This is a genomic window from Marinomonas phaeophyticola (assembly GCF_026966905.1).
In the GTDB taxonomy this organism is placed as follows: domain Bacteria; phylum Pseudomonadota; class Gammaproteobacteria; order Pseudomonadales; family Marinomonadaceae; genus Marinomonas; species Marinomonas phaeophyticola.
The window spans coordinates 115,901-135,406 of sequence record NZ_JAPUBN010000020.1; the positions used below are offsets into that span (position 1 = coordinate 115,901).

Annotated in this window: 17 protein-coding genes and 1 pseudogene; 5 read left to right on the forward strand and 13 right to left on the reverse strand. The window is 40.3% G+C overall.

Annotation, left to right across the window (positions count from 1 at the left end; all coding sequences use genetic code 11):
* Positions 1 to 2: 2 nt before the first annotated feature.
* Positions 3 to 485: a universal stress protein gene (locus tag O1D97_RS16685; protein WP_269127296.1), complete on the reverse strand. Its 483-nt coding sequence runs from the start codon at positions 483 to 485 to the stop codon at positions 3 to 5.
* Positions 486 to 722: 237 nt separating this feature from the next.
* Between O1D97_RS16685 and bamJ the strand changes: the two genes are divergently transcribed.
* Entirely contained in the window at positions 723 to 1,343 is a 621-nt protein-coding gene (gene bamJ / locus O1D97_RS16690; protein WP_269127297.1) for a BamJ family beta-barrel-assembly machinery protein, read from the forward strand.
* A 75-nt stretch (positions 1,344 to 1,418) separates the two neighbouring features.
* On the opposite strand, the gene O1D97_RS16695 is transcribed toward bamJ, so the two are convergent.
* The 10 genes from O1D97_RS16695 to O1D97_RS16740 all read right to left on the reverse strand — a co-directional run bounded on the left by O1D97_RS16695 (position 1,419) and on the right by O1D97_RS16740 (position 11,000).
* The gene (locus tag O1D97_RS16695) at positions 1,419 to 1,835 is read right to left on the reverse strand and encodes a GNAT family N-acetyltransferase (protein WP_269127298.1); all 417 of its coding nucleotides are present in this window, start codon (positions 1,833 to 1,835) and stop codon (positions 1,419 to 1,421) included.
* Positions 1,836 to 1,846: 11 nt separating this feature from the next.
* Positions 1,847 to 3,043, reverse strand: a complete 1,197-nt coding sequence (locus O1D97_RS16700) for a cupin domain-containing protein (RefSeq protein WP_269127299.1) — start codon at positions 3,041 to 3,043, stop codon at positions 1,847 to 1,849.
* Positions 3,044 to 3,173: 130 nt separating this feature from the next.
* Complete coding sequence (gene purB, locus O1D97_RS16705) at positions 3,174 to 4,568, reverse strand: adenylosuccinate lyase (protein WP_269127300.1); 1,395 nt, start codon at positions 4,566 to 4,568, stop codon at positions 3,174 to 3,176.
* 118 nt (positions 4,569 to 4,686) lie between these two features.
* Positions 4,687 to 5,211: a YgjP-like metallopeptidase domain-containing protein gene (locus O1D97_RS16710; RefSeq protein WP_269127301.1), complete on the reverse strand. Its 525-nt coding sequence runs from the start codon at positions 5,209 to 5,211 to the stop codon at positions 4,687 to 4,689.
* A 97-nt stretch (positions 5,212 to 5,308) separates the two neighbouring features.
* Positions 5,309 to 7,531 (reverse strand): NADP-dependent isocitrate dehydrogenase, encoded by a 2,223-nt coding sequence (locus O1D97_RS16715; protein WP_269127302.1) that lies wholly within the window; start codon positions 7,529 to 7,531, stop codon positions 5,309 to 5,311.
* A gap of 194 nt (positions 7,532 to 7,725) precedes the next feature.
* On the reverse strand, positions 7,726 to 8,352 hold the full coding sequence (hflD, locus tag O1D97_RS16720) for a high frequency lysogenization protein HflD (protein WP_269127303.1): 627 nt from the start codon (positions 8,350 to 8,352) through the stop codon (positions 7,726 to 7,728).
* 28 nt (positions 8,353 to 8,380) lie between these two features.
* Complete coding sequence (gene mnmA / locus O1D97_RS16725) at positions 8,381 to 9,508, reverse strand: tRNA 2-thiouridine(34) synthase MnmA (RefSeq protein ID WP_269127304.1); 1,128 nt, start codon at positions 9,506 to 9,508, stop codon at positions 8,381 to 8,383.
* A gap of 45 nt (positions 9,509 to 9,553) precedes the next feature.
* Positions 9,554 to 10,045, reverse strand: a complete 492-nt coding sequence (locus O1D97_RS16730) for an NUDIX domain-containing protein (RefSeq protein WP_269127429.1) — start codon at positions 10,043 to 10,045, stop codon at positions 9,554 to 9,556.
* The gene (locus O1D97_RS16735) at positions 9,930 to 10,661 is read right to left on the reverse strand and encodes a pseudouridine synthase (RefSeq protein ID WP_269127305.1); all 732 of its coding nucleotides are present in this window, start codon (positions 10,659 to 10,661) and stop codon (positions 9,930 to 9,932) included. The genes O1D97_RS16730 and O1D97_RS16735 overlap by 116 nt, the downstream gene beginning before the upstream one ends.
* Positions 10,662 to 10,766: 105 nt before the next feature.
* Positions 10,767 to 11,000 carry a cold shock domain-containing protein gene (locus O1D97_RS16740; RefSeq protein WP_269127306.1) on the reverse strand — a complete coding sequence of 78 codons (234 nt, stop codon included), beginning with the start codon at positions 10,998 to 11,000 and terminating at the stop codon, positions 10,767 to 10,769.
* A gap of 316 nt (positions 11,001 to 11,316) precedes the next feature.
* Between O1D97_RS16740 and clpS the strand changes: the two genes are divergently transcribed.
* Positions 11,317 to 11,664 carry an ATP-dependent Clp protease adapter ClpS gene (gene clpS, locus O1D97_RS16745; RefSeq protein ID WP_269127307.1) on the forward strand — a complete coding sequence of 116 codons (348 nt, stop codon included), beginning with the start codon at positions 11,317 to 11,319 and terminating at the stop codon, positions 11,662 to 11,664.
* Between the two features lie 20 nt (positions 11,665 to 11,684).
* Positions 11,685 to 13,946, forward strand: coding sequence for an ATP-dependent Clp protease ATP-binding subunit ClpA (gene clpA, locus O1D97_RS16750; protein WP_269127308.1), 2,262 nt, complete (start codon positions 11,685 to 11,687; stop codon positions 13,944 to 13,946).
* A gap of 98 nt (positions 13,947 to 14,044) precedes the next feature.
* Here the strand turns inward: clpA and infA are convergent, their stop codons facing one another.
* Positions 14,045 to 14,263, reverse strand: coding sequence for a translation initiation factor IF-1 (gene infA, locus O1D97_RS16755; protein WP_191600772.1), 219 nt, complete (start codon positions 14,261 to 14,263; stop codon positions 14,045 to 14,047).
* A 200-nt stretch (positions 14,264 to 14,463) separates the two neighbouring features.
* Positions 14,464 to 15,204, reverse strand: coding sequence for a leucyl/phenylalanyl-tRNA--protein transferase (gene aat, locus O1D97_RS16760; protein ID WP_269127309.1), 741 nt, complete (start codon positions 15,202 to 15,204; stop codon positions 14,464 to 14,466).
* Between the two features lie 529 nt (positions 15,205 to 15,733).
* Here aat and O1D97_RS16765 point away from each other — a divergent pair.
* Together O1D97_RS16765 and O1D97_RS16770 are read left to right on the forward strand one after the other, a co-directional pair.
* A complete protein-coding gene (locus O1D97_RS16765) occupies positions 15,734 to 16,597 on the forward strand; it encodes a hypothetical protein (RefSeq protein WP_269127310.1) in 864 nt (287 codons plus the stop codon).
* A gap of 134 nt (positions 16,598 to 16,731) precedes the next feature.
* Positions 16,732 to 19,481, forward strand: a pseudogene (locus O1D97_RS16770) (DNA translocase FtsK).
* The last annotated feature ends 25 nt before the right edge of the window (positions 19,482 to 19,506 follow it).

A 19,506-nucleotide genomic window follows, 5' to 3' on the forward strand; every position in this document is an offset into this window, starting at 1 on the left:
AATTATCGAATGGGAACAACTAGCACTGGAATATGGCTTTGATGAATGACTTTATTGGCTGTGGAGCCTAGCATCATTTGTCCTAATTTAGAGTGTGTACGACTATTCATAACAATGATGTCTGCTTTATAGCCTTTAGCGGTATTTTGGATGGCTTCATGAGGTGCTCCTGCTGCTACTACATACTCAGGTTTATGCTTGAGGTCTTTAAGCTCCTCGCTATTTTCTTCTAAAAATGCGTTGATCTGAGCGTGCATTTTTTCACTGGTAGTACTAATAAACTCTTCTCTAATTCGTTGAAGTGTTTCTGCCGGCAGATAGTTCTGAATCATCCCTTCTGTTTGTGGACTAGTTGGGTTTAAAGCATGCACTAAGATAACTTTGGCTTGATTTTGCAATGCCATACTCATTACAAAGCTCATCGCCTCTTGGGTTTTTCCTTCTAGATCGCAGGCATAAATAATAGTATTGATTTTTGCTAACATAGTGTTCCCCTGATTGATTGTTTAGAACGACTGCTAAGTATATTCAATGGCTTTTATTCTAGTCCAATGGTTAAAATTTCATCTGATGCAGGTCAATATTTGATGAGTGAGCCGATTTTTTTTTATTGTTCCTCATTTCGTCATTATCAGATGTAAATCATGGGTCGGAAGAGGAAAACGTCTATGTTATGATGTTGCTCTTAATTCAAAATACATTTATATAAGAGAGTATTGACTATGTCAGAGTTGTCATTCGACACAAACGAAGCAAAGATTGGTTATGGAATTGGTCGTCAAATTGGTGATCAGCTTCGTGGAAGCGACCTAGGTGAAATTTCTTTAAAGCACCTATTTGCGGCTATTGAAGATGCGTTGAATGACGCGGAAATGCGTGTTCCTGGTGAAGAATTGGAAGCGGCATTTGCCTCTTTACAAGCAACCATGGAAGAAAAGCAAAAAGCGGCATCAGAAGAAACGGTAAAAGCGGGCGAAGATTTCTTAACTGAAAACAAAGCAAAAGATGGTGTTCAGGTAACTGAAAGTGGCCTTCAATACGAAGTGATTGAAGAAGGTACTGGTGCAACACCTACTACCGCTTCTACGGTTCGAGTGCATTACGAAGGTCGTTTAATTGATGGTCAAGTTTTTGATAGCTCTATCGCTCGTGGTGAACCAATTGAATTCCCTGTGACCGGTGTTATTGCTGGTTGGACTGAAGCGTTGCAAATGATGAAAGAGGGGGCTAAATACCGTCTTACTATTCCTGCGGAACTTGCATACGGTGCTCAAGGCGCAGGTGCAATGATCAAGCCTTTCTCTGTATTGGTATTTGATGTTGAGCTAATTGCTGTTGTTTAATCGATAAAACAGCGGTCATCAATAAAAACGGGCTTTTGTAAGCCCGTTTTTATTGTCTATGATAACTATGTTAGCTTAAATCTCTCTTTCCATTAATACGTGAAAGATTCCTGCCTCTAAAAAAACTTTTCCATTTGTCTTAAAATGTTGTTTTTCATAGAAGGCTTGAGCATCCGCTTGAGCATGCAGAGAAACTGTTTTATGTCCCATTTCGCGGGCCACTTGTATGGCTTTAGCTAAAATCATAGACGCGTACCCTTGATGACGATAGCTTGGAAGGACAGCCATACGACCAATCTTTCCTTCTGGTGTAAGCCTTGCTACCCCTGTTGGTACAGCGGTGGTGCCAAAAGAAACAAAATGTACGGATGTCTCATCGAGTTCATCCCATTCATCTTGCTCATCAATACCTTGTTCAATAATAAAGACTTGCCTACGAACAAATTGTAGTTGTGCTTTACTACTGCTCCAATCGGTAGTTAAAACTTTCATAAAAATCCTTCTTAGTCTTCGTTTTCAATCAACTCAACTAGTCCTTGTGCTTGAAATAAAAACTTCAGCATAGGTTCTATATCTGGGTGTTGATTAAAATCTAATTCAGTAAAGTCAAATTCTACTTGATCACATAGTGCTTGAATAAAGCTTTCCAATGACTTATCAATAAGTAAATGATCACCATTACAAAATAATTTGATTTTTTGACTGTCTGTAAATGATTCAGCGTAACAAATTCTTGCGTCACCTGGGCGAAAAAATGAAGCGCCGTTTTTCGCCTGATTTAAGGTTTGGTTAGTTTCTTCTTCCGAGAGGATTTTCTGGAATTCAGGGTATTTTACGTCACTCATATTCTGACCTAACCAGTCTAACAGCTTTTCTGGTTGATCTAATAGTTTACAGAGTTCAGCATGAAGGTAGTGAATGTCGCTGGTATCAATGGCGGCATGATGTAGATCTTTAAAGACGCCTGGAGCGGCAAAACGTTTTTTCTCATCGGCTTCTTCAATGAGTTGATCATGCATCCCAGTTAAGGCATCTTGAATGCTTGGTGCTCTGAAGCCAACAGAATAGGTCATGCAATCATTGTCTAATGCTCGGCCATTATGAGCAAAGTTAGGGGGTAAATAGAGAATATCACCTGCTTGCAATTCGTATTCCTGTGTATCATCTGGAGTAAACTCAGATAAAATATGCAGCTCAATATCTTTTATAGGTGTGTCTTTGTATTGGGAAGGTGATAAAACTTGCCAATGACGAGCGCCAGCAACCTGCACTAAAAACACATCGTATTGATCAAAATGAGGGCCAACACTGCCACCTTCTGTTGCATAGCTGACCATAACATCATCTAAGCGCCAGCTTGGTAAAAAGTGAAACCGTTCCTTGAGTTCTTGAACTTCTGGAACCCAGTGGTCAACTGCCTGTACAAGTAGAGTCCATTCCGTCTCAGGTAGATTCGTAAAAGTATCTTCACTAAAAGGTCCTTGTTTTAACTCCCATGGGGTTTTGCCATGTTCGATAACAATACGAGATTCGACTTCCTCTTCCATCGAGAGCCCGGCTAATTCATCCGCTTCCAAAGGCAATGGAAAGTTGACTAAACCACCTCGAATGACTAAAGGTTTTTGCTGCCAGTATTCTTCCATAAAAGTGCGAATAGTCATGCCACCTAAAATGGAAATAGGAGAATCCAGTGTACTCATGTTGTATCTCTATCAAATAAAAAAGTTGAGTTAATTAAAAAAGAGCCGTTCAGAGGGCTCTTTTTTAATTAGCTAATTAAGTTTAAAAAATAATCAGCTTTAGTCTAGCATGTGAACGCAGAATAAAAGTTTATACGGCGTCAATATTTTTTGCTTGTGCAATGGCATTACCAATATAATTGCTTGGCGTTAATGCTTTTAATTGTTGTTTTGCTTCTTCCGGTAATTCAAGCGTATCAACAAATGCTTCGATTGTTGCTTGGTCAATAGTACGACCACGAGTCAATTCTTTTAATTTTTCGTATGGAGACTCAATTCCGTAACGGCGCATAACGGTTTGGATGGGTTCTGCAAGTACTTCCCAAGCCGAGTCAAGGTCTTGCTCTAGACGAGGCTTATTTATTTCTAGTTTACTGATCCCTTTTAACGTGGCTTGGTAAGAAATTAAGCAATGAGCTAAGCCTACCCCAAGGTTACGTAAAACAGTGGAATCCGTTAGATCTCGTTGCCAGCGTGAAATCGGTAGTTTTGCACTTAGATGACCCATAATAGCATTCGCAATGCCCAGGTTGCCTTCTGAGTTTTCAAAGTCAATAGGGTTCACTTTGTGGGGCATAGTTGAAGAACCAATTTCACCTGCAATGGTTTTTTGCTTAAAGAAGCCCATTGAAATATAACCCCAAACATCCCGGTCGAAATCGATCAAAATGGTATTGAAACGACAAAGAGCATCATATAGCTCAGCAATATAATCGTGCGGTTCGATTTGAGTCGTGTAAGGGTTCCAGGTTAAACCTAAAGAGGTAACGAACGCTTCTGCATGGGCTTGCCAATCAACAGTAGGGTAAGCCGAAAGGTGTGCATTGTAGTTACCAACTGCACCGTTAATTTTGCCAAGAAACTCAACTTGTTTGATTTGCTTTACTTGACGCGCTAAACGAGCGGCCACGTTCGCCATTTCTTTACCAACGGTGGTTGGTGAGGCGGTTTGGCCGTGGGTACGAGATAGCATAGATTGCTCTGCATGCTCGATGGCTAATTTCTGAATAGCATTTACGACGTTATTCAATTCAGGAAGAATGCCGTCATTTAATGCCTCATTTAGCATCAAGGCATGGGACAAGTTATTGATGTCCTCTGATGTACATGCAAAGTGAACAAACTCAGAAACGGCCGCTAACTCAGGGACTGTCTCCATCTTGCCTTTGATGAAATATTCTACGGCTTTAACATCGTGGTTGGTGGTCTTCTCGATGTCTTTAATTGCTTGAGCGTCTGCCTCACTGAAATTTTCAGCGAGTTCGTTCAAGAATAAGTTAGCCGATTCGCTTAATACAGGAACTTCTTGAATCTCGGAATGATTAGACAGAGCTTGTAACCATCTAACTTCCACTAAAACTCGCATTCTTAGTAAACCGTATTCACTTACAGAACGACGCAGAATTTGAGTTTTTGCGCCATATCGGCCATCAATTGGAGAGATAGCGTTTAAACTTGAGAGTTGTGTAAAGCCTAGTTGTTGCATTGAGAGAGAGCCTCGACCATGATTTTCAGGGAGCGGCTATTATAGGCAAAAGGGGACTTATAAGCCATTCTAGGACGAACATTCTTTAATCTATTGTGGCTGAGTAATGATTATAAGTTTAACGGCTTTGCTCTTCAGAAAGGTATACTTCTCCAATAAACTCTAAATGAGTCAGATAAAGTCTCATATCAAATTCCAACTGATGATAGTTAGGTAGCATATGACAGCACAGTTTATAAAATGCCTTGTTATGATCTTTTTCTTTTAAGTGCGCTAGTTCATGTACGACTATCATTTGTAAGAAGGCTTCAGGTGCTTTTTTAAAAACAGAGCTAATACGGATTTCATTTTTGCTTTTAAGCTTATTGCCCTGGACCCGTGATGCGTAGCTGTGTAATCCAAGGGCGTTATTGACCACATGAATTTTATTGTCATAAATTACTTTACTAAGAGGGTCTGATTTTTTGATATAGCGATTTTTAAACTCTAAAGTGAATTCCCTTAACATTTTGTCGTTACTTACTTGGTGGGGGGTAGGGTAATGCTTGAGAATATGCTTTGTGAGCTTTTCTGACTCAATAAGCTGTGTTATCTGTGCTTGTAGTTCTTGAGAGTAGTGCTTTAGGTATTTAAGAGAGCTCATACTTATATCGACGCTAATGAGTAAAAAGCCCAAGCGAAAAATATCGTTTGGGCTTTTTTGGGCTTTTAAATTTACTATTTAACGGTAAATTTAAAAGTTACAGTGTTTCTAATGCGGCATTAAGTGTTGCACTAGGGCGCATTACTTTAGTCACTTGTTCAAGATCAATATGGTAATAACCAGATAGATCGGCAGGGTTACCTTGAACACCATTTAACTCCGCAACGATTTTAGCTTCATTTTCGCCAAGTTTTGCGGCCAATGGCGCAAATTTCTCTGCTAGTTCTGCATTTTCTGTCTGAGTCGCAAGTTCTTGAGACCAGTATAGCGCTAGGTAGAAATGGCTGCCGCGGTTGTCAAGTTCACCTGTTTTACGAGATGGAGATTTGTTGGTATCTAGCAAACGTTCAGTCGCTTTATCCAACGTTTTTGCTAATACTACCGATTTCTCATTATTATTTTTAATGCCCAACTCTTCTAAAGAAACCGCAATGGCTAAGAATTCACCAAGAGAATCCCAGCGTAAGTGGTTTTCTTGAGCTAATTGTTGTACGTGTTTTGGTGCTGATCCACCGGCGCCAGTTTCGTACATGCCACCACCATTCAACATAGGAACGATTGAAAGCATTTTTGCAGACGTTCCTAGTTCAAGGATTGGAAATAAATCGGTTAAGTAGTCACGCAATACGTTACCTGTGACCGAAATAGTATCTAGGCCGCGCATTGCTCGTTCCATAGAGAAACGAATCGCTTCGTTATAAGACATAATGCGAACATCGGCACCTTCAAGATCATGGTCTTGTAAGTACAGTTCCACTTTCTGACGAAGTTGGATATCATGCGCGCGTTCATCTTCTAACCAGAAGATGGCTGGTGTACCTGATTGACGAGCACGAGTTACACCTAATTTCACCCAGTCACGTATTGGCGCATCTTTGGTTTGACATGCACGCCAAATATCACCTTTCTCAACATTGTGTTGCATTAGTACAACGCCATTTTCATCAACAACACGCATAATGCCATTTGCAGACATTTCAAATGTTTTGTCGTGAGAACCGTATTCTTCTGCTTTTTGAGCCATTAAGCCAACGTTTGGTACTGTACCCATAGTCGTTGGATCAAAGGCACCATTGGTTTTACAGAAGTTAATCGCTTCTTGATAAATGCGGGCATAAGTAGATTCAGGCATAACCGCTTTTGCATCTTTAGGTTGGCCATCTCGCCCCCACATTTTACCTGAGCCACGGATCATTGCTGGCATAGATGCGTCAACAATGACATCACTTGGTACGTGTAGGTTGGTGATGCCGCGGTCAGAATCAACCATTGCTAATTCTGGGCGAGTGGCATAACAAGCTTCGATAGCATCGGTAATTTCTTTTTGTTTTGCTTCTGGTAATGTCTTAATCTTTTCGTATACATTACCCAAACCATTATTAGGGTTTACACCGATTTCTTTGAAAAGTTCTCCATATTTTTCAAATACGTCTTTATAGAAAACCGTCACGGCGTGGCCAAATACGATAGGGTGAGAGACTTTCATCATGGTTGCTTTAACGTGTAAAGACCACATGATATTGCTTTCTTTAGCATCGTTTAATGACTCTTCAATGAATGCACGTAATTTTGTGCAGCTCATGTTCATACTATCAAGAACTTCACCAGCAATTACTGGTAGTGTCTTTTTAAGCGTTACTTCACCTGATTGAGAAACAAATTCAAGGCGTACATCTTGATCTTTTTCAATCGTTACAGACTGCTCGCTTGAAAAGAAATCACCATCGCGCATATAGTCAGCGTGTGATTGAGATGCTTTGCTCCACTTACCCATTGAATGTGGGTTTTTTCGTGCGAAAGCTTTTACTGCCGCTGGTGCTCGGCGGTCAGAGTTACCTTGACGTAGTACTGGGTTTACGGCGCTGCCTAGAATTTTTGAGTAGCCAGCTTGAACGGCTTTTTCTTCATCAGTAACCGGAGCTTCTGGGTAACTTGGGATTGCATAGCCTTGAGATTGAAGTTCTTTAATAGCGGCTGTGAGTTGGGGGATCGATGCACTGATATTCGGTAGTTTAACAATGTTAGCTGATGGATCTAATGTTAACTCACCCAAAAATTGTAAACCATCAACTACACGTTGTTCTGGTGTTAAGGACTCTGGGAATGCGGCAAGGATACGAGCAGCAAGAGAGATATCAGTTAATTCAACTGCAACGCCTGCTTCTTTTGTGAAGGTGCGAACAATGGGTAATAGTGAGGCGGTTGCAAGAGCCGGTGCTTCATCTGTAAGTGTATAATAGATAGTTTGATTATCTGACATGTGTTTCCCCTAACATTATGATCGGTTTAACCAATTGAATTAGTGATAATTGCTAATCAAATAGAGTCTAGTTTTAGTTGATGTTTTAACAGTAAGCTGGAAATCCATCATTTTCGAGTGCGTATAATACCTAAAAAAACAAGGTTATGAGCATTGGCTAACGATATACTCACAATTTTTATAAGTGATTTGCGCTATCGTTTGTCAAAAGCGGCTATCAAAGACTTCCTTTTTAAGAGAAAATGCCAGCGCCTTCCACCTAATTGTCGCCACAAAATTGCAGCACGTACGCCCGCTAATAATATGGCTCTAACTTGCTCTGCAATAGGCTGTTGTTGTAGATACCGACTGTCTCCCTGGACCTGAACTCGAAAGCTTAACGTGCTCAAGGTGTCTTGATATAAACCCGACATAGCCGCAATCATGTTGGAATGAGTGCTGGCATCAAAGTGCTCTCGTTGGCGAATTAACTGAGTCAGCTTCTGGCCAACCGTTGACAGCATTTGTTTGTCTTTAGACAGTTTTGCCTCTAAGTGGAGTAAGCTAAGAGCGTAGCGAATGATATCAGGGTCTACAGCGCTTCTGTCGTTTCCTAGAGTCTGCTTGCATAACTTTTTGCCTTGACTAAGTTGTGTCGACCACTCCCATTCGCCACCGTAAATATCGCATGTATTAGCGGCATCCATGATAAAAACGCTATCTAAAATAGGCGTCAGTAAGCTCTGATCAACTTGCCCTGTTTTGGCTAATTTTGTAACCAACTCAGCGGCTTGAAATAGGGCCGATAACGCAATTATTTGATCTTTTTCTCGATTGCTCACAATAATGGTTTACCTATTTATGAAGGTGTTATTTGTTAAATGCGTGATTAATTATTCCGCCGCCTAAACATAAATTATCAATATAAAATACAACGGACTGACCTGGGGTGACGGCTCTTTGAGGCTCTACAAAGCTGACTTCATAGCGCCCATCGGCTAATGCATTAATTGTGCATTCTTGATCTGCTTGACGGTAACGACACTTTGCTTTGCATTGTAATGGCATTGTTGGTGCTTCTAATGCAACCCAATCCATATTGTCTGCAATTAAATGGGTTTTATAAAGAGCCGCGTGTTCGCCCCCTTGAGTTACTACTAGCACATTATTTTTTAGATCTTTTTCAACAACGTACCAAGGGTCATCAGAATAGTTGGCTAAACCACCTATGCCCAATCCCTGCCTTTGACCTATGGTGTGATACATTAACCCTGAATGTTTGCCTATGGTATCACCTGACAAAGTTTGTATTTTTCCAGGTTGTGCTGGAAGGTACTGCTCTAAAAAGTCTTTAAAACGGCGTTCACCGATGAAACAGATACCGGTGCTGTCCTTTTTATTATGAGTAATTAAATTATGTTTTTCCGCTAGGCGTCGTACTTCTGGTTTTTCAAGTTCACCGACTGGAAATAAGGTTTTTGCAATTTCGTCCTTGCCAACGGCATAAAGAAAATAGCTCTGATCTTTATTTGCGTCTAACCCTTTTAGTAATATGGCGTCGCCATTACTATTGCCTCGGCGTACATAATGCCCTGTGGCTATGTAATCTGCGCCGAGTTCTAGTGCATATTCTAAAAACGCTTTAAATTTTATTTCTTTATTACATAGAATGTCTGGATTAGGCGTGCGTCCCGCTTTGTACTCTTCTAGGAAATGTTCAAAAACATTATCCCAATATTCGGCCGCGAAGTTAGCTGTATGCAGTGGAATACCTAATGTATCACTGACGGCTTGGGCATCCGCAAGATCGTCTTTGGCTGTGCAATATTCCGTACCGTCATCTTCATCCCAGTTCTTCATAAATAAGCCTTCAACTTGATAGCCTTGTTGCATCAAGAGAAGAGCAGACACAGAGGAGTCGACACCTCCAGACATACCAACAATGACTTTTTTGTCGGAATTTAATGATGTTTTTGATGGTGTGGTATTGGTATTCATTTAATAATTGGGACTCAAAAGTGTATGGTGATAATTAATTAAACCTTATTGTACCTCATGTGAGTAATTATCACAGGCTGAGAGGTAGGTGTTATTAAGTAAGCTTAAAGGAAATGTAAGGCCATTTTCAAAATCTTCAATGCATTGTTTGACTAATGGACTTCTAAGTGGATGTAAGTAGACCTCTGCTTTAGTTAGCCAGGCGCAGCTGTCAATATCTGGATCGAGTGGAGAGTGTGCCGTTTTAATAGGTTCACAGATGAAACAAACTCTATGATAGGTTTCATGTCCTTTATTGGGGGTAAAGGCATATAAACCCAATAATTGCGTCGGTTTTACCTCCCAGCCTGTCTCTTCAAGTACTTCTCTGATTATAGCTTGTTCTAATGTTTCATTGCTTTCAACATGTCCCGCAGGTTGATTAACGACCAGTGGATTGGTGAGAGGGCCTTTTCGTTCTTTTACCATCAGATATCGATTGATTATTTCCCCCAACAGCCTTTTTTCCTGTTGAACTATAACGGCTGCGACGGTCAGACGAGGCAAATTTTGACGGTTTTTTACTTCTACGTTGTTCAAAACGGCTTACCTGTTGCTGAAGTTCTGTGGGGATTAATACTTTTTTCCATTCACCTGTGATTAGGTTTTCAGTTTTAATGGAATAGGGGCCTATGGCAACCCGAATGAGTCTAAGAGTAGGGAAGCCTACTGCCGCTGTCATCCTTCTGACCTGTCTATTTTTGCCTTCATGAATTGTCAGCTCAATCCAAGATGTCGGGATAGACTGACGGAAGCGCACTGGAGGGGTTCTCTCCTGAATGGTCTCAGGGTAAATTTGTTTGGCTTGAGCAGGTAAAGTTATGCCATCTTTTAATTCAACACCGGCTCTTAATTGAGACAAAGCTGATTCAGAGGGAACACCTTCAACTTGAGCCCAATAGGTTTTAGGCATTTTGAATTGAGGTGATGAAATTAAATGCTGAAGCGCACCATTGTCGGTTAACAACATCAGTCCTTCAGAATCAAAATCCAGTCTGCCTGCTGGATATACTCCAGGTAAATGTATGAAGTTAGCCAATGTGGTTTTATCACCATCAGCACTAAATTGGCTTAAGACTTGGAAAGGCTTATTAAATAATATTATATCGGTCATCAGGTTCCATAAGAAGTCTGTATTTTTAACCTTATTATGTTAAAAAACACTTCAATATGCACCTTTAAAACGGGGTTTTAGTAAGTCTTTTTTACTCTGTTCTGTTTAGGTTTTCGCGGCGTTCTCACTTTCTTCTGGTAGAGGTGAAATATTAATAGCGTGTAAGCCTCTCTCTCCAGGTGTTACATCAAATGCCACCCGTTGGCCTGATTTTAGGGTTTTGTACCCCTCTATATTAATGGCTGAATAATGACTAAACAAATCTTCATCAAAGCTATCACACACAATAAACCCATAACCTTTGGCATTATTAAACCACTTTACTGTTCCACTGTGCATATTCCTCTCCAATGTGTTGCAAACTCAATTTATAGATAAAAAAAGAACGGTCACACTAAAACATAGTGTAATTTGAGATAAATACCAAAAATCGCATTGTAAAAAAGTTTTTTAGATTTTTTGGAGGACAAAATGTCGATGATAAAACCTCAATTTATGCAAACTTTAAGTCTTAACATGGTGCTACACTGATTGTTAATAAACGAATTTAGTTAATATTGAGAATTGATTTTTCACAAATTAGGCCAATTAACTAAGTATGAATAGATAGTATTGAAGTAATTTATTATACGTTTACATTATTTAGAGACTGAGGATGATTACAGCGCAAAAAACTCGACTAGGGTTAGATGATGACCAACAAGGTCATTCCATAATGACTATTTCAGAGGAGGAGACGCAACTAAAGCCACCATCTATGTATCAGGTCGTTTTGTTTAATGATGATTATACGCCTATGGATTTTGTTGTATTTGTACTACAACGTTTCTTTTCATTGGATGCAGAAAAAGCAAAACAAGTTATGCTGGAAGTTCACACTAAAGGCAAAGGCATATGTGGTGTGTTTACTTTTGATGTTGCAGAAACCAAAGTGGCAATGGTGCAACAATTTGCTCAACAAAATGAGCATCCTTTAATGTGTGATTTGCAACAAGTTGACTGATTGAGAGTGAGGTTACTGACATGCTAGATAAAGAACTAGAGCAAACCTTAAATAACGCTTTTAAAACGGCTAGAGACAAGCGCCATGAGTTCATGACGGTTGAGCACCTCTTGTTGGCTTTGATTGATAATTATGCAGCATCATCTGTTTTATCTGCTTGTGGTGTTACGTTAGAGGTCTTAAAAAAAGAACTGGAAGAGTTTGTGGATAGCACGACTCCTTTGATACCTGAAGAGGATACTGAAAGGGAAGTGCAACCGACTCTTGGATTTCAACGGGTTCTTCAGCGTGCTGTATTCCATGTTCAATCTTCTGGAAAAAGAGAAGTTACTGGGGCGAACGTTTTAGTGGCCATTTTTAGTGAGCAAGAAAGTCAGGGGGTTTATCTACTAAAACGTCATGGTGTTGCTCGTATTGATGTAGTGAACTTTGTTGCTCATGGTATTTCTAAGGTAGGAGATCAACCCTCATTAGAAAGTAAATCTGAAGAGGATGAACAAGATGACAGTACCGTAGCGCCTTTACAGAAATACGCTACGAATTTGAATGAAGAAGCCGCGAAAGGAAAAATCGACACTTTAATTGGTCGAGAATATGAAGTTGAACGCGTCATACAAACCCTGTCTAGGCGTCGTAAAAACAACCCTTTATTAGTTGGGGAGTCAGGTGTTGGTAAAACGGCCATAGCGGAAGGTTTAGCCAAGCGTATTATTGATAAAGCGGTACCTGATGTGATTCAAGATGGTGTTGTTTACTCGCTTGATATGGGGGCTTTGCTTGCAGGAACTAAGTATCGAGGCGATTTTGAAAAACGATTAAAGCAATTGTTGGGCGATCTAAAGAAACAGCCTAATGCGATTTTATTTATTGATGAAATACATACAATAATAGGTGCTGGAGCCGCTTCAGGTGGCGTTATGGATGCATCCAATCTACTTAAGCCTGCACTGAGTTCAGGAGGATTACGTTGTATAGGCTCGACCACTTTTCAAGAGTTTAGAAGTGTATTTGAAAAGGATCATGCTCTAGCAAGACGCTTTCAAAAAATTGATGTGAATGAACCGAGTGTTGACGATACGTATCAAATACTAAAAGGCATTGCGGGTGCTTTTGAAAAACATCATCAGGTTAAATATGAAGAGCCTGCTTTGCTTGCGGCATCAGAATTAGCTTCACGTTATATCACTGACAGGAATATGCCGGATAAAGCCATTGATGTTATTGATGAGGCCGGAGCTTTCCAGCGTTTGCAACCTAAAGACGTCCGGAAAGAATTGATTACTGTTACTGAAATTGAAGACATTGTTTCAAAAATAGCTCGTGTGCCCGTAAAAGCAGTAAATTCGGATGATAGGCAGGTGCTTTCTAACTTAGAACGTAATCTCAAAATGGTTGTGTTTGGGCAAGATAAAGCTATTGAATCACTGTCTGCGGCAATAAAGTTGTCAAGGGCTGGACTGAAGGCCGATCAAAAGCCTATTGGGTCGTTTCTGATGGCTGGACCGACTGGTGTAGGTAAAACAGAAGTGACGCGCCAGTTAGCTAAACAGCTCGGAGTTGAATTAGTTCGCTTTGATATGTCTGAATATATGGAGCGTCATGCTGTATCTCGTTTGATTGGTGCGCCGCCAGGGTATGTCGGATTTGATCAAGGTGGTTTACTCACCGAAGCGGTTACTAAAAATCCACACAGCGTTGTGTTGCTTGATGAAATCGAAAAAGCGCATCCGGAAGTGTTTAATATTCTATTACAGGTAATGGATCACGGAACGCTAACGGATAATAATGGTCGTAAAGCCGATTTTAGAAATGTTATTTTGATTATGACATCAAACGCTGGTGCCGAAGTGCTTGCTAAGCGTTCAATCGGGTTTTCAAATCAAGATAATTCAACGGATGGTATGGAGGCGATTAATCGTACTTTTACACCAGAATTTAGAAACCGACTGGATGCCGTAATTCAATTTAAACAATTGGATGAGCGGGTAATATTTAATGTTGTTGATAAGTTCTTAGTTGAACTGCAGGCACAACTTGATTCTAAGTCTGTGTTATTAGAGGTGGCCGATACGGCAAGAGGGTGGTTAGCAAGTAAAGGGTATGATCAAACCATGGGAGCAAGACCTATGGCGAGGGTGATACAAGAGCATTTGAAGAAACCTTTGGCTGAACTGATTTTATTTGGAGAACTCGATAAGGGTGGGGTCGTGCTTGTATCGCTTGATGAAGTGAAAGATGAGCTTGTTTTAAGTGTTGTTGAGGAGAAGGTGCTCCATCACTGAGCTCGTATTTTAAATAAACATAAAAAAACCGGACAATGTCCGGTTTTTTTATGTTTTGTTTTCTATTTCTGTGTTAATTGAACACAAAAACAGAAAGCTTAACGTGCACGATAAACGATACGACCTTTAGTTAAGTCATAAGGTGTAAGTTCAACTTTTACTTTATCGCCAGTTAATATACGAATGTAATTTTTACGCATTTTTCCTGAAATATGCGCAATTACAACGTGTCCGTTTTCTAGTTCGACGCGGAACATGGTGTTAGGCAGTGTATCAATGATAGTGCCTTCCATTTCTAAGCTGTCTTCTTTTGCCACAATAAATGTCCTATGGTTTTAAAGGTGAAAGGCCGTGTAAAGCCCAATTCAAATTGCACAATATTAAGAATAAGGTCTTATTTGAAATTTTAGTCGCGCGTATTTTGCCTAAAAAAACGCTGAATAGCAAATAACCAAAGCAAGTATTCTATGATTAGACCTTGATTATTGACCTTTAACTGTCGATGTTGCCTATAATTTTAGCGGATAGGTAATTGGAGTGATAGTGTATCAGCCAAAACTAAGGCGGGATTCTCTATCGCTTTATAGCAATGCTCTGTTAATAGCTCGCAAAAATGCTCTCTATTAATGAGTCTGGCACCTAAAGACATTAAATGGCTTGATTCTACTTGGCAGTCAATCAACTTAATGTCGAGATCTTTTGCATGCCCACATAAGGCATACAAGGCTGTTTTAGAGGCGTTCTCTTTGGATGAGAACATGGATTCACCAAAGAACATTTGGCCAAGACAGACGCCATAGAAGCCTCCTATTAGGCTGTTGTTCTCCCACACTTCTATTGAGTGTGCTAATCCAGACTGATGGAGTCTTTTATAGGCTGTTTGTATGGCTTCTGAGATCCAAGTGCCTTCTTTTTCTAATCTACAATTAGCGCAATGTTGAATGACTTGATCAAAAGATGAATTGATTTTTATTTCCCATTGTGTATTTTTTAGGTGTTTTTTCATGGATTTAGATAAATGGAAGTGTTCTGGAGAGAGTACGCACCGCTCTCTAGGATGCCACCACAAAATAGGATCTGGATCACTGTACCAAGGAAAAAAACCATTTTGATACATGTTAATAAGGCGAACTTGGCTTAAATCTCCGCCAACAGCGCATAACCCCTCTGGGTTATCAAGCGCATTTTCTGGAAGTGGGATGTCAAAAGGCGACTCATTAAGAAATGTGATGCTTTTTTTTGTATGTTTTTTATCCATAAAATTTATATTTTCAGTATCTTGAGGCGTCACTTTAGCAAAAAATGATAAAGCGTTAGGTCTTTTTTAACGTTTTGATGCTTTTAATCGATGTGATTTTGCTTACGAAGTGAAAAAAACGCAAATAAAAACGTTCTTATTTTCTTTTATAAAAAAATGAGCTGGTTGTTTTTTGAGCTTTTTTTGAGGTTTAAATGTAAGGAAAAGGCGTAATTTGCCTTGTCAAATCATTTAAATGCCCAAAAAAGCAAAAAATAAGAAAAAAAGCACATGAAGGCTTGACCAGCATAGGAAAACTTGGTTTTAATCATGTCAGTTCTAAACCAAGTTCATTTTGGAATAGCAATTTAAGACAAGGCTGTTTCAAGGGAACAAACTGGTTGACTTTTTTGATCTATATGTCATAAAAGTGAAACTGTTAGGTTTTAGTATACTTGAGTCGTTGATTTGTCAGCGTTTCTTGTTTAGGTTATAGAAACCTTTCAATAGGTCTAAAAGACAAAATATAAAATATAAAGGGGAATCTTGAATGAAAGCGATTAAACTTGCTTCTATCTTTGCAGTATCTGCTGTTGCGGCTGCTGTATCTACTACTACTTTTGCTGCTGAAGCTGTTTTTTCAGGTGAAGCGGGTATCGAATATACTTCTTACTACGGAAACGCAAAAGGTGTATCTGATTTAGCTGACGGTACTGATAACGGCGAAGTTGAACTTGTCGTTGATACTGGTGTTGTTTACGCTGAAATCGAAATCGCTGCTAACGGTGCAGATGAAGGCACTACGATCGGCATGGAAAAACTTTATGTTAAACAAGGTGCTGTCTCTTTCGGTCGTTTTGACGGAACAGTAGCTACTGGCGCATTCATGGGTATGGATGAGATCCACGGTGGTGTTGATCTAAGAACAGCGGCGGGCGATACAGATAATACTGGTGTTCGTTACGTGGTTGCTCCAGGTTTAACTGTTGCTCTTGAAGCAACTACTTCTACTGCAACAGATGATTCTGACGTAGGTGTAGCAGCGTCTTATGTTGCTGATCTTGGTGGCTTTAAAGCTGGTATCTCTGCTGGTTCTATTGGTGATGCTAACTCTGTTAACCTTGGTTTCCAAGTTGATGCTGGTGCAGCAACTATCTCTGCTAACTACGGTACTGGTGAGCAAGGTACAGGTACAACTACTGATGTAAGTGAAGCTGGTATGTCTGTAGCATTCGCTGCATCTGATGCCCTAACTCTTACTCTTGAGTATGCTAAAGATTTAGAAGGCGCTAAAAACGACGGTACTTATTTCGTTGCTGAATACACTGTTGGTGATTTGACTTATTCTTTCAAAAACTACAATGGTGATCTTGTAACTGAGAAAAACGTTCTAGCTGTTAAAGCATTCTTCTAAGATTTCCCTTTCTTAGTAAAAGCTAAAAACCAGCCTTCGGGCTGGTTTTTTTGTGGTAAACTTTGCAAGGAATTCGATTACAAAATACTAACTTTTAAAATAATTCGATATGTGAGGCAATTTTGTCAGAAAGTTTGCGTGAGTCGGGACGATCACCTATGTGGGAGTTGTTTGCTAAGCAGGCCGCCTTTATAGCGGCGTTAGTGTTTTTTTTATTTTTTAGTTTGGCGACTTATACCTATCATGCCGAGGATCCTGGCTGGTTTTATTCTGGTAGCAGTCGAGCTATTTATAATTCTATGGGCGCTTTAGGCGCTATTATTGCTGATATTAGTTCTGCATTTTTTGGTTCCCTTTTCTTGTCTCTTCCTGTTGTTTTTCTTTGTACATTAGTCGTTGTATGGAGAAATGCCCATAAACTAATGCCTTTGACGCAAGCGTTAATTTGTACTGTTGGAACTATTTTATATTTATCGTCTGGAGCCGTATTAGGTTTCTTGCATACAGTAGGTGTTAGCGATTATCAATACGGGTCGGGAGGGATACTTGGCAGTGCTCTTGGCGAGTTGCTATTTCATTGGGTAGGTTATGATGGAGCAACACTTATTTCGTTGGCTATCTGGTTGATTTCTCTTACTTTGCTATTGCAAATACAATGGCTTTTCTTGGCTGAACGAATTGGAGAAAAGACGTTTGGATTATACGTTCGTTGTTACCAGTATTTACAGGAACGAAAAGCACTAAAGAGGGAAGAGGAGAAAACGGTAAGTGATGATGGGGGTGTTGATGTCGCTGCACTTGAAAGCAATCTTGTGGATGTAGACGATATTGAGGAACCTGCGCTGTTTAGAAAGCAACGTAAAGCACAATCTAGAAATGAGACTTATGGAAGCACCCAAGAAGATGGAAATACACCCAGTGAGAGTGAGCATGATGTAGAAGAAAAAGACTCTATTTTCTCTGGTTGGTTAAATCGTTTTCGTAGGAAAGAAGAAAGTGCTCAAAGAGCAAACCTATCTCGAGATGGCGAGATTCATTTAGGGGAGTTTGATCAAGCGGATTTTCTTACCTCGAACCCTGAAGAATTCTCTTTAGGAGACTTAGATCTTAATGTTGAGGATACTTTATATGTCGAAAGTGAATCGCCTGTAAATAGGCCGTTATCGACGCGCCCACCTGTTGCAATGCCTGATGAAAAAAAGGGGAGGAGCGACGTTAAACCTCAAGTTCCGTCGAATGTTTCGTTGGATAATACTCCTCCAGTTAAGAGCGAAGCGAATCCGGTTGATGTCGTAAATGCAGGACACAAACCTGCCGTGCGGACTTTGTCTGAAGCAAAGCAGCTAGAGCATCTTGGTGGTACTGATACGGTTGCTTCCTTAGCTGCTCCATCATCCTATACTCTACCCGATCGTTCTATTCTTACTAAGCCACAGCCAAAAAAAGGGGGGTACACAGAAGGTGAACTGATCGCCCTCTCAGAATTATTAGAGATTCGCTTGCTTGATTTCGGTGTCAAGGCCGAGGTTGTTGAGGTGAACCCAGGCCCAGTAATTACTCGTTTTGAAATTCAGCCCGCTCCGGGCGTTAAAGTGTCAAGGATTACTAACCTAGCGAAAGACTTAGCGCGTTCATTAAGCGTGATGAGTGTGCGAGTTGTTGAAGTTATTGCTGGTAAGTCTACTATCGGTATTGAGATCCCTAACCAGATAAGAGATACCGTGTATTTTAGTGAAGTGATTAATTGTGATGCTTATGATCGTTCCAGCTCGCCATTAACCTTGTCTCTTGGTCATGATATTTCGGGAGAGCCGGTTGTCGTTGATCTTGCCAAAATGCCTCATGTTTTAGTGGCGGGGACGACGGGTTCAGGTAAATCTGTTGGTGTAAACGCGATGATATTAAGTATGCTGTTGAAATCAACACCAGATGAAGTTCGTATGATCATGGTTGATCCAAAGATGCTTGAATTATCTATTTATGAAGGCATTCCGCATTTATTGACACCGGTCATTACCGACATGAAAGACGCAGCCAATGGCTTGCGCTGGTCTGTAGATGAAATGGAGAGGCGATATAAACTGATGTCTAAGCTAGGTGTTAGAAATATTGCGGGGTATAACAAGAAAGTCAGAGAAGCTATTGAGTCTGGTAGCCCGCTTGAGGACCCCTTGTGGCAACCTGATAGTGAAGCCATGTTTTCATTAGATGGTGTTCCTAGAACGGTGCCGTTGCTAGAACCATTACCCTATATTGTGATCGTGGTAGATGAATTTGCTGACATGATGATGATTGTTGGTAAGAAGGTAGAAGAATTAATTGCTCGTATTGCTCAAAAAGCGCGAGCGGCAGGTATTCATTTGATTTTGGCGACGCAGAGACCGTCTGTAGATGTCATTACTGGCTTGATTAAGGCGAATATACCTACCAGAATGGCGTTTCAAGTTTCTTCTAAAATTGACTCTAGGACGATTCTTGATCAAGGTGGTGCTGATCAATTATTAGGAATGGGTGATATGCTGTATTTACCTGCTGGTTTACCTACGCCTATTCGTGTTCACGGAGCTTTTGTTTCTGATGAAGAGGTGCATGCGGTTGTTGAGGAATGGAGGTTGAGGGGGAGCCGGACTATATTGAAGATGTAGTTGTTAATCCTGAGGATTTAATGTCTCCCACAGGCGATGCTGAGGATAAAGATGCGTTATACGATGAAGCTGTAAAAATTGTGATTGAAACCCGTAAAGCATCGATTTCTTCTATTCAGCGCCGACTTAAAATAGGGTATAACAGAGCGGCTAACCTTGTCGAAGCGATGGAGTCGGCCGGTCTTGTTGGGCCGATGGGAACAAATGGTCAACGAGAAGTGTTAATACCTGAGTCTTAAATTGTAGTATGAATTTGATGCCAAG

Bases quoted from the DNA above. Each gene is read 5' to 3' on its own strand.
- O1D97_RS16710 (WP_269127301.1), bottom strand. From the start codon at position 5,211: ATGAGCTCTCTTAAATACCTAAAGCACTACTCTCAAGAACTACAAGCA.
- bamJ (WP_269127297.1), top strand. From the start codon at position 723: ATGTCAGAGTTGTCATTCGACACAAACGAAGCAAAGATTGGTTATGGA.
- purB (WP_269127300.1), bottom strand. From the start codon at position 4,568: ATGCAACAACTAGGCTTTACACAACTCTCAAGTTTAAACGCTATCTCT.
- O1D97_RS16735 (WP_269127305.1), bottom strand. From the start codon at position 10,661: ATGACCGATATAATATTATTTAATAAGCCTTTCCAAGTCTTAAGCCAA.
- O1D97_RS16695 (WP_269127298.1), bottom strand. From the start codon at position 1,835: ATGAAAGTTTTAACTACCGATTGGAGCAGTAGTAAAGCACAACTACAA.
- mnmA (WP_269127304.1), bottom strand. From the start codon at position 9,508: ATGAATACCAATACCACACCATCAAAAACATCATTAAATTCCGACAAA.
- clpA (WP_269127308.1), top strand. From the start codon at position 11,685: ATGCTAGATAAAGAACTAGAGCAAACCTTAAATAACGCTTTTAAAACG.
- clpS (WP_269127307.1), top strand. From the start codon at position 11,317: ATGATTACAGCGCAAAAAACTCGACTAGGGTTAGATGATGACCAACAA.
- aat (WP_269127309.1), bottom strand. From the start codon at position 15,204: ATGGATAAAAAACATACAAAAAAAAGCATCACATTTCTTAATGAGTCG.
- O1D97_RS16700 (WP_269127299.1), bottom strand. From the start codon at position 3,043: ATGAGTACACTGGATTCTCCTATTTCCATTTTAGGTGGCATGACTATT.
- O1D97_RS16765 (WP_269127310.1), top strand. From the start codon at position 15,734: ATGAAAGCGATTAAACTTGCTTCTATCTTTGCAGTATCTGCTGTTGCG.
- O1D97_RS16740 (WP_269127306.1), bottom strand. From the start codon at position 11,000: ATGCACAGTGGAACAGTAAAGTGGTTTAATAATGCCAAAGGTTATGGG.
- O1D97_RS16685 (WP_269127296.1), bottom strand. From the start codon at position 485: ATGTTAGCAAAAATCAATACTATTATTTATGCCTGCGATCTAGAAGGA.
- O1D97_RS16715 (WP_269127302.1), bottom strand. From the start codon at position 7,531: ATGTCAGATAATCAAACTATCTATTATACACTTACAGATGAAGCACCG.